This window comes from Isoptericola sp. Y541, from assembly GCF_059445465.1.
In genome coordinates, this window is record NZ_JCAIUJ010000015.1 from 1 (window position 1) to 11,520 (window position 11,520).

Genomic DNA, 11,520 nt, shown 5'->3' on the forward strand with positions numbered 1-11,520 from the left:
GCTGGGTGGCGGCATTGTCCGCCGCCTCGAGGAGCACGAACTCGGCCGACGCAGGAGCTGTCCCGAGCACGCCGGCGGCGACGACCGCAGCCAGGGCTGTGCCGGCGGCGGCGATGCGGGCCCACCAGCGCCGTTGTGGCCTGGACGGGCGCGCGGCTGCCGGCACGGCGGTCGTGATGCGTTCCAGGATGGCCTCGGCCCGTGTCGCCTCGGCGGTGCTGAGCGGCGTTCCTAGTGCGGGGTTGGCGTCGGCAACGCGGCGCACTGTGGGGTCTTCGGTCATCTGGTTCACGGCTGCGTTCCTTCCACGACGCCGGGAAGAGCTCGCCGGGCAGGCCATGGAGCCGGCTCGGCGTCAGGTCCGGGTTCGATGTTTGCGAGCAGATGCCGGAGGCGGCGGCGCGCCCGGGATAGGCGCACCGAGAACGCGGCGCGCGTGCACCCCTGGACCTGGGCGGCCTCGCGGCCGGTGAGTCCGTCCCACGCCACCAGGGCCAGCGCTTCCCGGTCGGCATCGCTCAAGCGGGCCCAGGCGACGTGGAGGTCCACCGTCGTCGTCGCGAGGTCGATCGCATCCTGCGGTAGCTCACGCTCGGCACCGATGCGCAGAGCGAGGCGATTCCGCCGGCCGTGGGCGCGACGGTCCTCGGCCAGCACGTTGCGAGCGACGCCGAACAACCACGGGCGCACCTCGCGCGGCACGTCAGCCCACCGGTTCCACGCGATGGTGAAGACTTCCGCGACCAAGTCCTCCGCAACATCCGAATCGGCGCGGCGCTGAACGAACCTCAGCACGTCCGGGTACAGCGCCCGGAAGACCTCGCTGAACACCACGTCCGCCGGCGCCGTCACGGACTCATCCTCTGTCTCACACCCCTACATCGTTCCCGGGCGCCCGAGTGCAACACCGAATCTTGTGGAATCTCAACAGGCCGACCCGTCGGTTCAAAACTGACCGATTCTGAGGCGCGCCAGAATCGGGTTCTGGATGTTTCGAAACCTCTGCGGCGAGGCAGCGACTCGACGACGACGCGCTGCGAGCGGTCCAGCCTGCGCCGTTCGCCGCCACTCGTTGCCGTGGACCATCGCCTGTTCCGCCATGGTGCTGGTGCCCAACGCGCCGCATCTGGCGGTCTCGGATGTCAGACGTGTGCGCGGACGCGCTCGGCATAGGCCGTGAAGGCCGGCTTGGGTGCGTAGTCGACGTCGGTGAGGCCGAACCCGCCGAAGAGGGAGCCGTCGTCCGTGGCGTCCCGCAGGGAGAAGTGCGTGTACGAGGCGACGCCGGCGGCCGGGTCGAGCGCGGCGGTGACCATCGCGTGCAGCAGCTCGGCCTGGCGTTCCTCGGGGCGCTCGGGCCCGGTCGGCCAACCGTGCTCGGTGATGTGCAGCGGCAGGCGGTCTAGGCCGGCCGGGGCCAGCGCGACGCGCCGGTGCTCGGCGAGCAGCCACGCGCACGCCCCGACCGGGTCGGCGGCCGGCGGCAGCGGGAAGAAGACGCCCGGGAACGCGTCGAGGCCGACGTAGTCCAGGGCATCCCGGAACTCCTGCCCGCCCGTCGAGACCAGTCGCGCGTAGTAGCCCGGGTCGCCGAACAACACCGTGGTGTTGGTCCCGACCGCGACGCGCAACCCCCGCTCGCAAACCAGGTCGCGCGCGGCGAGCACCCCGGCGACGAGCGCCTCGGTCGCCCGCGGGTAGTACCCGTCAAGCGTCGGGTTGTCGGTGACGTTCGCCTCCTCCGTGATCTGGACGGTGTCGAGCAGCGGGCCGTACGCGTCGATCATCGTGCGCACGAAGCGTCGGTATCCCTCGACGTCGGCGGAGGCCGACTGGTACTGGAGTACGAGGTCGAGCCGGCACCCGGTGGCGGTGTAGGCACGCGCGTTGCCGGGGGCCTGGGTTGAGATGTCGCCGGGGTCGCGGTCGTCAGTGAAGCTCGCATAGGCGCGGATGTGGAACGCCGCGTCGCCGCGCAGTGCGTCGATCAGGTGCAGCGCCTTGCCGGGGTCGTCCGGGGAGCTGCCGAGAATGGTGCCGTCGTCAGTGCCGAGCGGCCCGCCGGGGTAGATGCCGAAGCGCATGGAAGGTCTCCCTCGAGAGTCTATTTAGACCACATCTTACGTCTAAATAGACGCTAGAGTGTGCGGGTGCCCGGATCTCTGCTGAAGAACTCCGTGATCGTGTCCGTCCTCGGCCTCCTCCTTGAGCGGCCGCTGCACCTCTACGCCCTGTCCCAGACGCTCGCCGACCGGCTCGACGCCCAAGGGACCGCGCTCGGCCGGGGCTCGCTGCGCAACGTGCTGACGGCGCTCGTCGACGCGGGCTGGGTCCGACGCGACGACGACGAGTCCGGGCGAACCATGTTCGCCACCACCCGCGCCGGTGCCGAGGAACTCCGGTCGCGCGTCGAGCGGCAGATCGCCGACGTCGGCGCTGACCATGACCACATGGCCCAGGCCGTCGCCTACCTCGGTCTGCTGGACCGCGCGGGGGCCGCGGAGCTGCTGCGCCGGCGCGCCGCCGGCGTGCGCGAGGTGGTCGCCGGCACCGAGGCCGGGGTCGCGGGCGCGGCGGACGCGGGCCTCCCGGAGCTGTACGTCATCGAGGGCGGCTACGCGCTCGCGCTGCGGAAGGCCGAGCTGGGGTGGCTCGAGCGCACCGCCCGGCGCATCGAGACCGGTGACCTCGCGTGGACCGGGTCGCCGGCGCCAGCGATGCCTCGGACGACGTCTCAGAAGTAGTCGCGCACGTGCACCTGCTGGCCGCCCCACAGGGCGTCCCAGGTGACGTCGCAGTCGGCGCGGCTGGTGAAGAAGCCCGCGAGCCGCAGGTTCGGGCACGACTGCGCGCCCGCGTACGACTGGGCGATCCCCGCCGAGGTGATGTCATGACGAGCAGCACGATCCAGGGGGCTTCAGAACCGACCGATTCTGAAGCGCCTCAGAATCGGGTTCTGGAGGTTTCGAAACCTCCTTGGGCGCGGCCCGCCATCTTGGCGCACTGGTTCTTGTGGACACCAGGTTGGTGTGGGTGCCCGGGCCGGATGCAGGCATGGTCAATCGCCGTAGACAGCCAGCAGGCGGCCGACCACCCCTCCCTTGCGCAGTCGTTCGAGACCCTGGGGGATCTCGTCAGGGTCGATCCTGTTGAGCGGTGGATTGAGTTCGCCGCTGCGCATCAGCTCGTACAGCTCAGCAAGGTCCTGCTTGGTGCCGGACAGGGAGCCGAGGATCTTGAGCTGCTTGAACACGACGGCCTTGGTGTTCACCGTGGCCTCCAGGCGGCCGAGGCCCACCTGGACCAACATCCCACCATTCCCGAGTGTCTCCACCGCGTCCGCGGTGGTGGACCCGAACCCCGCGTAGTCGACGATCAGCTCGAGATCCTTGTCGGCGAACTCTGTGATCGACTCGGCAACGCCAGCCAATCCCATCCCGGCGGCGTTTTGCCGGGCGCGGGGGTCGATATCGGCGCCGTAGACCTCAGCGCCCCGGAGGGCGGCGACGCGGGCGCCGATGTAGCCGAGCCCGCCGAGCCCGATCACCCCGACCTTCATGCCCTTCGTCGCCCCTCCGACGGTGACCATGGCGTGGTAGGACGTGAGGCCTGCGTCGGTGGCCATTGCTCCGAGCTCGAAGTTCAGCTCGTCAGGGAGTTGGACGAGGTTGTGGGCGGTGGCGCGAATCTTGGGGCCGTAGCCACCGTCCCAGGCTCCGTAGCCGATGGCGTCGCCGTCGGGCATGGCCGGAGCGATCCCGACTCGATCGCCGACCGTCCACTGCTCCATTCCGGGACCGACCTCGCTGACGACTCCAGCGTTCTCGTGTCCCAAGGTCATCGGGATGCGCGGGAAGGACTTCATCCATCCCGGGTCTTCGAGCGTGCTGACGTCGGAATGGCACAGACCGGCGACCTTGACGTCGACGACTACCTCTCCCGGGCCCGCGTGCGGGACCTCGACGTCTTCCAGGGTCAACGGCTTGCCGGTGCCGTGGAACCGCCACGACTTCATGGTGCTCACAGTGCTTGTCATTCTTGTTGCGCTGCTCAACGGGTGCTGCCGGTTGGTGTCGTGCCTGCGCGGTTGGTCGCCACGGCCTCTTCGCGGGTCAGCGGTGCGGTGAGGCTCGCGTAGTGGTCCATGAGACGGTCGCGGTTGACCGGGCCGGCATCCTTGTCGGCCATGGCGAGGGCCTGACCCAGCTCCTGGACATTCAGCTCGGTGCAGTACGCGGGCGTGCCCGGCTGCTGTCGCCACGACTCGGCCAGTACGCCGGCGTCGTAGGGGTCAAAGCCCGTGTCGTCGACAAGTTGCATGACGAGATTGCGTGCTCGGTCTGAGTCTGCGGCGACAGGCAGGGCGATCCGGTCAGGGTGTCCGGCCGGGCGCGCCTGGGTCCGCTGCGTCTCGGCCAGTGCGGCGTTCCATGCCTTGACGATCGGTCGGCCCAACTGCTCCTGGCTCCACAGGCTCTCGACCTGTCCGCTGTCCGCGGCCTCGTGCGGCCCGGTCAGCTGCGGGTAGTAGTTCGATGAATCGACCACGACCGCATCGTCGGGAGCGCTGGCGACGAGGTCGGCGAGCTTGGGCTGCACTGAGAACGGAACCGAGAGGATGACGACCTCTCGGTCGGCGGTCGAAGCGTCGAGCTGCACCGCCCGCGCGCCGGCCTCCAGCGCTTCGGCTGGTACGACCTCTGGTCCACGGGCGTCTGCGACCAGCACGTCGTGTCCGGCCGTGCTGAGCAGTCGTGCGAGGTTGCCGCCGATGGCACCGGCCCCGATCACGGAAATCTTCATGGTTGTCTCCCTGGGTAGATGTACGCTTGCTTGTGTACATCGCAATGTACGCGACATCGTGTACATCATCAAGTCATCCAGAGAGAAGGCGCGAAGATGGCCAGCCGCCTGGCACGACCGCTCACTGTCCCTAGCGCGGACGAGATCGACCTCTTCGAGGTCATGTCCGCCCTAGCCGACCCCGTCCGGCGCGCACTTGTTGCGTACATCGCCGCTGATCCGGGCACGTCCTGCAGCACCTCCGACTTCGGCGTATCCAAGTCGGCGCTGACACGCCACTGGCGAGTGCTTCGCGAGTCCGGGCTGATCCGACAGGAGGTGGACGGCACGCGTCACCGCAACTGGCTGCGCCGCGAAGAACTCGACAGCCGCTTCCCCGGCCTCGTGCCGCTAGTACTCAAGGAGCTGGCCGTCACGCCGGCCGCCGCGAGCGGACCTGCTACCCAGGTCGGGGACGGCGGCACGGTTGAGCCCGGCAAGTAGGCGGCAGCTCAGGTCCACGCCGGGCGCGTCGGACGTTCTGAGTCGATTCACCGAGCACCAGATCCGACCGATTCTGGGGCGCGGAAGAATCGGGTGTTGGAGCATTCGAAACCTCTGGGTCGAGCATGACCGCCCGAGAGCTCGCCTCAGTCTGCTTGGATACCGGGATCCCGCCGTGTCTCATGCGCTTGCCGCACCGTTCGGACGATGGCCACAACACACCATGCCGTTCCAGCGAGGAAGAGGATCGGTGCGGCAATCTTCACCAGGTACCAGAGCGGCATCGTGTAGATGGCCAGGGGCCAGAAGCCATCGGGCAGCACGTACTCGAACAGGAGCGTCAGGAGCGGGAACACGGAGAGCAGTGCCACGCACCATCCGAAACACCAGAGCGCCACGACGAAGGCTCGCCGAGCGGTCCTGCGATCAGCGGGCACCGGCCGCCCTGCCGGCGCCGGGGCCACGTCTTCGTCACCCGTCACGGCCGACCGCGAAATGCTCGACGACTTCGCCCGTCGACACGTCCACGACAACCAGGGATTTCTGCGGCCAGTCGGACGTGTCCTCCGGCACCTGCCAGCCCTCGACCTCGCCGCACCGCACACGGTCGTAGGACGCGACGACGGTGTTGGACCAGGTGTTCACGAGGGCGACCCTGGGGTGCTCCCGCATCTCCTCGGGCCAGTCCGCTGGATCGCTGAGTGGCCGTCCGTCGGCATCGGCGGGCGTGCTGTTGAACCAGCCTTGGTAGCCGCCGTCGGGCTGCCCGGGAACGTCGTTGGTGCCGGCGACGTAGGTGGGAAGCACCGCACACATGTCTGCCACCCTGGATGTAGGCATGGGTTCGCGCGTTGTCGGTGTAGCCGGCGGGGCGGCGTCAGGCGGGGGCCCGATGGGCGCGCCGCATCCAGCCAGCAGGCCCACGGTGGCGAGCCCCAGCGCTCCGACGATCCGAAGGCGGGATCTCGGGCTCCGTCTGTCCACCTGGCGCTCCATCCACGAGAAACACGAGGCGCACCGGTGCGCCGCCACGCAGATTCAATCAGAAGAAGCCGTTGCCAAATCCGGCCCCAGCGCTGAGCCTCCACTCAGTTCAATACTGACCGTTTCTGGTCGCGTGGGGCGTTTGAAGCGACGCGCCGAAGGCGCGCCGGTCAAAACACCACGTCAAAACCCCCGGTCGTTCAGAACCGTCGCTGGGGGTTTTCGCTACGGTCAGCGCCATGAGCATCCTCTTCGGGTACGCGCGGGTGTCGACCGCGGGACAGAGCCTCGACGGTCAACTCGACGCTCTGCGGGCGACCGGTGTCGACGTGCGGCACATTCGTGTCGAAACAGCGTCGGGGCGCAGGCAAGACCGGCCCGTACTCGCCGGCCTGCTGCAGGAGGCGACCGACGGCGACGGCCTGGTCGTGACAAAGCTCGACCGCCTCGGGCGGTCGATGCAGCACCTGGTGCAGGTCGTCGACGAGCTCGACCGCCGCGGCGTACGTCTGCGGTCCCTCTCGGAACAGATCGACACCTCGAGCGCGGGCGGACGATTCATGGTCCACATGCTCGCCGCCCTGGCGCAGATGGAGGCCGACCTCATCCGCGAACGCACGATTGACGGCCTCGCGGCCGCGCGAGCGCGGGGCAAGGTCGGCGGCCGGCCCACCGTCATGAGTCCCGAAAGGATCGCTGCTGCGCGAGCTTCCTACGGTGGCGGGCAGCCCATCGCCCAGATCGCCCGCGCGTTTGGCGTCTCGGTGTCCACGGTCCGCCGCCATGTCGTGGTCCCGTCGCGCCGCACTCCGGCCGCGAACTAATTCTCGCGTTGCCCCACGTGTCGCAGGCGACGGCGAAGAGGGCTTGCCGTTGCTCAGCTGGGGAAGCCCAGGGTTGTGGTAGCCCGTTGCGTTGAGCTTCGGGAAGTGAACCCGAGACCCGTCCGGAATGGTCGTGGCGCTCGGGTTTCGCACTTCTTGGCAGGGGAGGCCCGCTGCGACAAGGCTAGACGTCGACCACCTCGGCCACCGAGGCCGGTGCGGCGACGCCGCCAGTCACCACCCCTCGCCCAGGCCCATGCGATCGCGTCGGGGATGGCGAGCAAGGGCTCCTGTGCGGCGGCCCCGTGCCTGTACTACAGGCTGTCGGGCAGCCGGTGCGACGCGTCTCCTCGATGAGGATCTGCCGCTCGCGCTGGACCAGGATCTCGTCGCGCTCCAGGCAGAGCCGTTCCCGCCGGTCCCGGCGACGTCGTCGACGAGAGCCCGCAGGCACCGGGCGCGTCGCTCGAGTTCGGTGCGGTAGGCCGTCCACGCGGCCCGGTACGCCTTGACGTCCAGCTCGAGCGCGCTGAAGGCAGCGAGGATCTGCTTCTTGCGGTCGTCACACTCGTGTTTCATGCGCAGCCGCGGCGCACCAGGCGCCGTCAGCTCACGAACGACCCGTCGCGCCGACGTGAGGCCCCCAGGCAGCTCAACAGCCGCTACAAAGGGGTAGTCGCGCGCCTTCGACTCGTCGACGAACACGTGCCCGCCGGCCGTCGACTTCGGGATCTGCTGCTGCACGTCCAGGGGCGTACTCAGCGCCGACCACACCTAGGGCCTGGCTCAGAACCGAGCCTGCTAGCAGCTTGCTAGCGCGGCGACCTTGCGAGGAAGCGTGACAGGGCCCGGGGCCCCCGGGCCCTGTCAATGGACGGAATCCTCAGTCACACGAGCTGTTCCCTGGAGAACACATAGTCAGGGACATCCGATTGTCGAACGCCCCGTTCTTCCCTCCTGACTCATAGTCGATGCGAATCTGATCGGAATGCGCCTCCCCATCGGAACCATATTCCGGGTGCACCTGGATCAGAACGGAATCCGGAACATCCCGCCCGCACGCCGCCCTAACTTCATCCGCTCCGGGAGTCAGGCCGTTCTCTTCCAACGTCCCGACATTTCCCCCAAGGGAGTCCTGGTCCTTAGCTCCGCTCACGACGGTAAAGTCGTCGATAACGAGACCCGATTCAGTATTCTCGGGCGAAACGCCGGTGATGGTACCTTTTGCGGTCCCGTCGGTGACTAGACATACCTGAGCAATCTGAATCGAGTGAGCCTGTTCCTGCTCGACGTCTTGAACCGCTACCGAGGCGATAACACTATCGCCGCCGTCGTCGCCAGCTAAGGACATCGTCTGAGTGGGAGGTTCTGGCGAAGGCCCAGAGCACGCGCATGCTGATGCACTAACCAAGGCAACCGCGAGTAGAATTCGAACGCCACGAATCACGCGGACCTCGCGACGATCCGAGGAGATCGAGTCTGTCCCAACGTGGCATTGCTCCAGCAGAGCTTCGCCTTTCCAACGAAGTCCCAATGCAACTTGGTGTCGGAGTTCCAGCCAGAACGCGCAGACACGTTGATGAATGAAAGATCCATGCCCGTGCCGTAGGTGACATTCTTGCCCTCATCGTGCGAGTACTTGTAGCCGCTGCTCCAAGTGTTGCAGTAATTCGAGAAGAGGAGAGCAGACGTCTTCACCTTGCCCGCAAGAATCGCGTACGTGCTGTAGTAACGCCAGTGCTTACCGTAGGACGGGCCGCAGAGATTCTTGAACTCAAGGTACGTCACCCTGTTATACATCTTGTACGTTCCGGAGATGTTGCTGAGCGAGGCAGAACCCGACAGCGTCTTGGTCACGGAGCCGTGAGCCTTCCAGCCACCGCTTGACGAGATCGCGGTTCCAAGGGTGTGGGTCGTACCTTGCGCCTGGGAGACATCCACCTTGGCGTTCGCCACCCCCTGAGCAATGGTGAAGTACTCGCGTCGTCCGATGTCCTTACGACCTGTAGGCGCCGGGAGACACGGCGTAGATGCCACAGCTCGGCCGCCCGCGGTCGTGGCATCAGACTTGCCAAGCATCTTCAGGTACTCGTCAACCATGGCACGAGGCCTAACGGCAGTCGTCAGGGTCCCGTCTGAATCTGCGTCCCCAACGTTAGCGGCGCGGAGCGCTGCGCCTGCGCCCATCGCGGCGGATTCGGCCTCCGGGTCCAGGCCCTCGCCCGGCGGTTCTTCTTCGCTTTCTTCAGGGATCGCTTCCTCAGTTTCGTCCTCGACGGCCGGGATAAGTTGGTTGTCCGTCACGGTCGCGCTTCCAAAGTCGAAGCTGATTTCGGCGTTGGCTGCCTGTCCGGCTTCGTCGTAGGAATCGTTCGCGGCCGGTGAGAAGGCTCCGAGAACGTCTCCCTTGGGATAGCGATATTTGAGTGATGTTTCCCAAGACATCTCGAAATCGTCGGTCGCCGCTTGAATCTCCAGGTCTAGGAACATCGTTGCGGGATCGAGAATAGAATCGGTGATCCTATTCTCGTCGATGTAGATCTCGTAGTACCCGTCAGCGTTCGTAGATGTATTCGCGAGAGCTACGAGCGGAACTTGCTGGTCGGGAGCGAGGGTAGCCAGTACCGCGTCGGTGGGCCAGGCCACGACGACAACATCCGCAAAAGGGACCGGGTTGCCGTTATTCTCGAGTGTTCCTGAGAGCGCTTTCGCAGTTCCTGGAGGAACGAATTGGAGATTGGAAGGTGCGCTAGCGTCTGTTTGAGCCATTGCCGGCGATGCTACGAGTACCATGCCGGCTGCTGTGGCAGCGGAAACGAGTGTGCGGAACGCAGGAGATCGCATCTGTGTTTCTTATCTACGCAGGGGGTCACGATCCTTGGATCATTATCAACATCGATAAGGATCGAAAGGGTTTATCGAGACTCCAATTCGGATTCACACCCCGATGTGACGCTGAGGGTGACCTGAGAGTAGGGGGGATGCGACCCGGAGGCAACCAGTACGCCACAACTGTCTAGCGGGTTGGTAGCAACTCGGTTGCCTGGGTACTAGTTCGTTGGCTCGTGGGGGTTCGGGCTGGGTCGGCGACACGCTCACCTCCGCCGCGCTCGAACCAAGCTGCATGAGCTGCACTTCCTCTTCGCCTCCTCGTGCCAAGGTGGAGCTGGACCGGTGGTCGACGGGCCGGGTGGTGCTGGTCGGCGATGCCGCCGCGTGCGCCGCACCGCCGTCGGGTACGGGTACCTCTCGGGCGCTCGTCGGCGCCGACGCCCTCGCGCGGTGCCTCGCCGAGGCGCGGGCGGGCTGGCTGGACCACGCCTCCGCCTTCGCCGCCAACGAGGAGCGGCTGCGCCCCGTACGTCACTGCCAACCAGGAGAGGGGTCGCGGGGCGGCGGCGCTCGGCGCCTGAACAACCAGCAGGCCGGGCATCACGCCTTGGGTCGGTGGCATGGCCAGTGGTCCGATTCGCTCTGGTCAGTGGCACACAACAGGCGTACAGTGATCGCATGCCTGTACGACAGACCAAGGACGAGCGCATCGCGCTGCGCGTGACACCCGAGCAGAAGCAGACCATCGAGGCTGCTGCTCATACCCTCGGTCGTTCCACCACGGACTTTGCCGTCCACGCCGCCGTGGAACGTGCCGAGGACACCCTCGCCGATCGGCGCGTGTTCCATGTGCCTGACAGCCAGTGGGCCGAGTTCGAGCGGGCACTGAACGAGCCCGTAACCTCCAACCCGCGCCTCCTCCAGACCCTCAGCGCGCTGGGGGTGTTCAAACAGCCGTGACGCTCTTCTACCCCGTCGAGCCGCTGGCCGAGCACCACAGGGTCGACGCGTTCGACTGCGGTGCCGAGTCCATGGACACGTTCCTGCGTAAGCGGGCACGCCTCAACCAGGTGACCGGCGCATCGAAGACGTTTGTGAGCACCGATGACGGCGAGGCTGTCGTGGGCTACTACAGCATCGCGGCGGGTGCGGTACTACGTTCCGACCTGCCCAAGAAGATGCAGCGCAACCAACCTGACCCGCTGCCCGTCATCGTCCTGGGCCGGCTCGCCGTCGATCGGAAAGCAAGCGGCTCGCGGCTCGGTTCCGGCCTGCTCGCCGACGCCCTCATCCGCTGTGCGCACGGCGCAGAGGTAGGCATCGGGTTCGTGGCGGTCGTCGTGCACCCCCTCGACGACGTCGCCCACGCGTGGTGGATCCGGCGCGGGTTCTACGAGGCTCCGTCGACCGAGCCGATGCTGTTCCTCCCGCTGGCTCAGGTCCTCGAAGCCACCGCGTAGACATCGCCTAAATGTGATGTCCAGGGAGGTTGGTCAGCCTGGTGATTGGTGGCTTGCCGCCGATGGCGGAGTGGGCTCGGTGGTGATTGTAGAAGTGGAGCCAGCCGGGCAGAGCAGCGTTGCGCTGTTCGGTT

The 11,520-nt window shown here is 66.8% G+C and carries 15 protein-coding genes and 1 pseudogene; 6 read left to right on the forward strand and 10 right to left on the reverse strand.

The genetic code is table 11. The features are described 5' to 3' along the window. The 3 genes from AC1C2V_RS19575 to AC1C2V_RS19585 form a co-directional block, all read right to left on the reverse strand. The coding region (locus AC1C2V_RS19575; RefSeq protein ID WP_495391323.1) for a hypothetical protein at positions 1-292 on the reverse strand (292 nt) is incomplete at its 3' end. Continuing rightward, positions 289-852 carry an RNA polymerase sigma factor gene (locus AC1C2V_RS19580; RefSeq protein WP_495391324.1) on the reverse strand — a complete coding sequence of 188 codons (564 nt, stop codon included), beginning with the start codon at positions 850-852 and terminating at the stop codon, positions 289-291. The genes AC1C2V_RS19575 and AC1C2V_RS19580, both read right to left, overlap by 4 nt. A 290-nt stretch (positions 853-1,142) precedes the next feature. Further along, on the reverse strand, positions 1,143-2,084 hold the full coding sequence (locus AC1C2V_RS19585; RefSeq protein WP_495391325.1) for a hypothetical protein: 942 nt from the start codon (positions 2,082-2,084) through the stop codon (positions 1,143-1,145). Between the two features lie 66 nt (positions 2,085-2,150). Here AC1C2V_RS19585 and AC1C2V_RS19590 point away from each other — a divergent pair, with 66 nt between their 5' ends. Next, positions 2,151-2,744 carry a PadR family transcriptional regulator gene (locus AC1C2V_RS19590; RefSeq protein WP_495391326.1) on the forward strand — a complete coding sequence of 198 codons (594 nt, stop codon included), beginning with the start codon at positions 2,151-2,153 and terminating at the stop codon, positions 2,742-2,744. Positions 2,745-3,058: 314 nt separating this feature from the next. Here the strand turns inward: AC1C2V_RS19590 and AC1C2V_RS19595 are convergent, their stop codons facing one another. Continuing rightward, positions 3,059-4,015, reverse strand: coding sequence for a zinc-binding dehydrogenase (locus tag AC1C2V_RS19595; protein WP_495391337.1), 957 nt, complete (start codon positions 4,013-4,015; stop codon positions 3,059-3,061). A 35-nt stretch (positions 4,016-4,050) separates the two neighbouring features. Beyond that, on the reverse strand, positions 4,051-4,872 hold the full coding sequence (locus AC1C2V_RS19600; RefSeq protein ID WP_495391327.1) for an NADPH-dependent F420 reductase: 822 nt from the start codon (positions 4,870-4,872) through the stop codon (positions 4,051-4,053). A gap of 27 nt (positions 4,873-4,899) precedes the next feature. Here AC1C2V_RS19600 and AC1C2V_RS19605 point away from each other — a divergent pair, with 27 nt between their 5' ends. Then, the gene (locus AC1C2V_RS19605) at positions 4,900-5,286 is read left to right on the forward strand and encodes an ArsR/SmtB family transcription factor (RefSeq protein ID WP_495391328.1); all 387 of its coding nucleotides are present in this window, start codon (positions 4,900-4,902) and stop codon (positions 5,284-5,286) included. Positions 5,287-5,432: 146 nt separating this feature from the next. On the opposite strand, the gene AC1C2V_RS19610 is transcribed toward AC1C2V_RS19605, so the two are convergent. Then, positions 5,433-5,657, reverse strand: a complete 225-nt coding sequence (locus AC1C2V_RS19610) for a hypothetical protein (protein ID WP_495391329.1) — start codon at positions 5,655-5,657, stop codon at positions 5,433-5,435. 100 nt (positions 5,658-5,757) lie between these two features. Continuing rightward, positions 5,758-6,126, reverse strand: coding sequence for a hypothetical protein (locus AC1C2V_RS19615; protein ID WP_495391330.1), 369 nt, complete (start codon positions 6,124-6,126; stop codon positions 5,758-5,760). 383 nt (positions 6,127-6,509) lie between these two features. Here AC1C2V_RS19615 and AC1C2V_RS19620 point away from each other — a divergent pair, with 383 nt between their 5' ends. Continuing rightward, positions 6,510-7,094: a recombinase family protein gene (locus AC1C2V_RS19620; RefSeq protein WP_495391331.1), complete on the forward strand. Its 585-nt coding sequence runs from the start codon at positions 6,510-6,512 to the stop codon at positions 7,092-7,094. Positions 7,095-7,977: 883 nt separating this feature from the next. On the opposite strand, the gene AC1C2V_RS19625 is transcribed toward AC1C2V_RS19620, so the two are convergent. Together AC1C2V_RS19625 and AC1C2V_RS19630 are read right to left on the reverse strand one after the other, a co-directional pair. Then, complete coding sequence (locus tag AC1C2V_RS19625) at positions 7,978-8,445, reverse strand: hypothetical protein (RefSeq protein ID WP_495391332.1); 468 nt, start codon at positions 8,443-8,445, stop codon at positions 7,978-7,980. 92 nt (positions 8,446-8,537) lie between these two features. After that, positions 8,538-9,740 (reverse strand): hypothetical protein, encoded by a 1,203-nt coding sequence (locus AC1C2V_RS19630; protein ID WP_495391333.1) that lies wholly within the window; start codon positions 9,738-9,740, stop codon positions 8,538-8,540. 478 nt (positions 9,741-10,218) lie between these two features. Between AC1C2V_RS19630 and AC1C2V_RS19635 the strand changes: the two genes are divergently transcribed. From AC1C2V_RS19635 to AC1C2V_RS19645, 3 genes are read left to right on the forward strand one after another with little or no spacing between them, the layout of a single operon-like run. Next, positions 10,219-10,650 (forward strand): FAD-dependent monooxygenase, encoded by a 432-nt coding sequence (locus AC1C2V_RS19635; RefSeq protein ID WP_495391334.1) that lies wholly within the window; start codon positions 10,219-10,221, stop codon positions 10,648-10,650. Then, positions 10,605-10,886: a type II toxin-antitoxin system TacA family antitoxin gene (locus AC1C2V_RS19640; RefSeq protein ID WP_495391335.1), complete on the forward strand. Its 282-nt coding sequence runs from the start codon at positions 10,605-10,607 to the stop codon at positions 10,884-10,886. Before AC1C2V_RS19635 ends, AC1C2V_RS19640 begins: the two co-directional genes overlap by 46 nt. Continuing rightward, positions 10,883-11,386 (forward strand): GNAT family N-acetyltransferase, encoded by a 504-nt coding sequence (locus tag AC1C2V_RS19645; protein WP_495391336.1) that lies wholly within the window; start codon positions 10,883-10,885, stop codon positions 11,384-11,386. The genes AC1C2V_RS19640 and AC1C2V_RS19645 overlap by 4 nt, the downstream gene beginning before the upstream one ends. A gap of 7 nt (positions 11,387-11,393) precedes the next feature. Here AC1C2V_RS19645 and AC1C2V_RS19650 read toward each other — a convergent pair. Beyond that, positions 11,394-11,520 (reverse strand): annotated as a pseudogene (locus AC1C2V_RS19650) (IS481 family transposase); the annotation flags it as partial.

Excerpts from the sequence above, each read along its gene's own strand:
- AC1C2V_RS19595 (WP_495391337.1), bottom strand. The coding sequence starts at position 4,015 with ATGAAGTCGTGGCGGTTCCACGGCACCGGCAAGCCGTTGACCCTGGAA.
- AC1C2V_RS19585 (WP_495391325.1), bottom strand. The coding sequence starts at position 2,084 with ATGCGCTTCGGCATCTACCCCGGCGGGCCGCTCGGCACTGACGACGGC.
- AC1C2V_RS19615 (WP_495391330.1), bottom strand. The coding sequence starts at position 6,126 with ATGCCTACATCCAGGGTGGCAGACATGTGTGCGGTGCTTCCCACCTAC.
- AC1C2V_RS19625 (WP_495391332.1), bottom strand. The coding sequence starts at position 8,445 with ATGTCCTTAGCTGGCGACGACGGCGGCGATAGTGTTATCGCCTCGGTA.
- AC1C2V_RS19605 (WP_495391328.1), top strand. The coding sequence starts at position 4,900 with ATGGCCAGCCGCCTGGCACGACCGCTCACTGTCCCTAGCGCGGACGAG.
- AC1C2V_RS19640 (WP_495391335.1), top strand. The coding sequence starts at position 10,605 with ATGCCTGTACGACAGACCAAGGACGAGCGCATCGCGCTGCGCGTGACA.
- AC1C2V_RS19600 (WP_495391327.1), bottom strand. The coding sequence starts at position 4,872 with ATGATGTACACGATGTCGCGTACATTGCGATGTACACAAGCAAGCGTA.
- AC1C2V_RS19635 (WP_495391334.1), top strand. The coding sequence starts at position 10,219 with ATGAGCTGCACTTCCTCTTCGCCTCCTCGTGCCAAGGTGGAGCTGGAC.
- AC1C2V_RS19620 (WP_495391331.1), top strand. The coding sequence starts at position 6,510 with ATGAGCATCCTCTTCGGGTACGCGCGGGTGTCGACCGCGGGACAGAGC.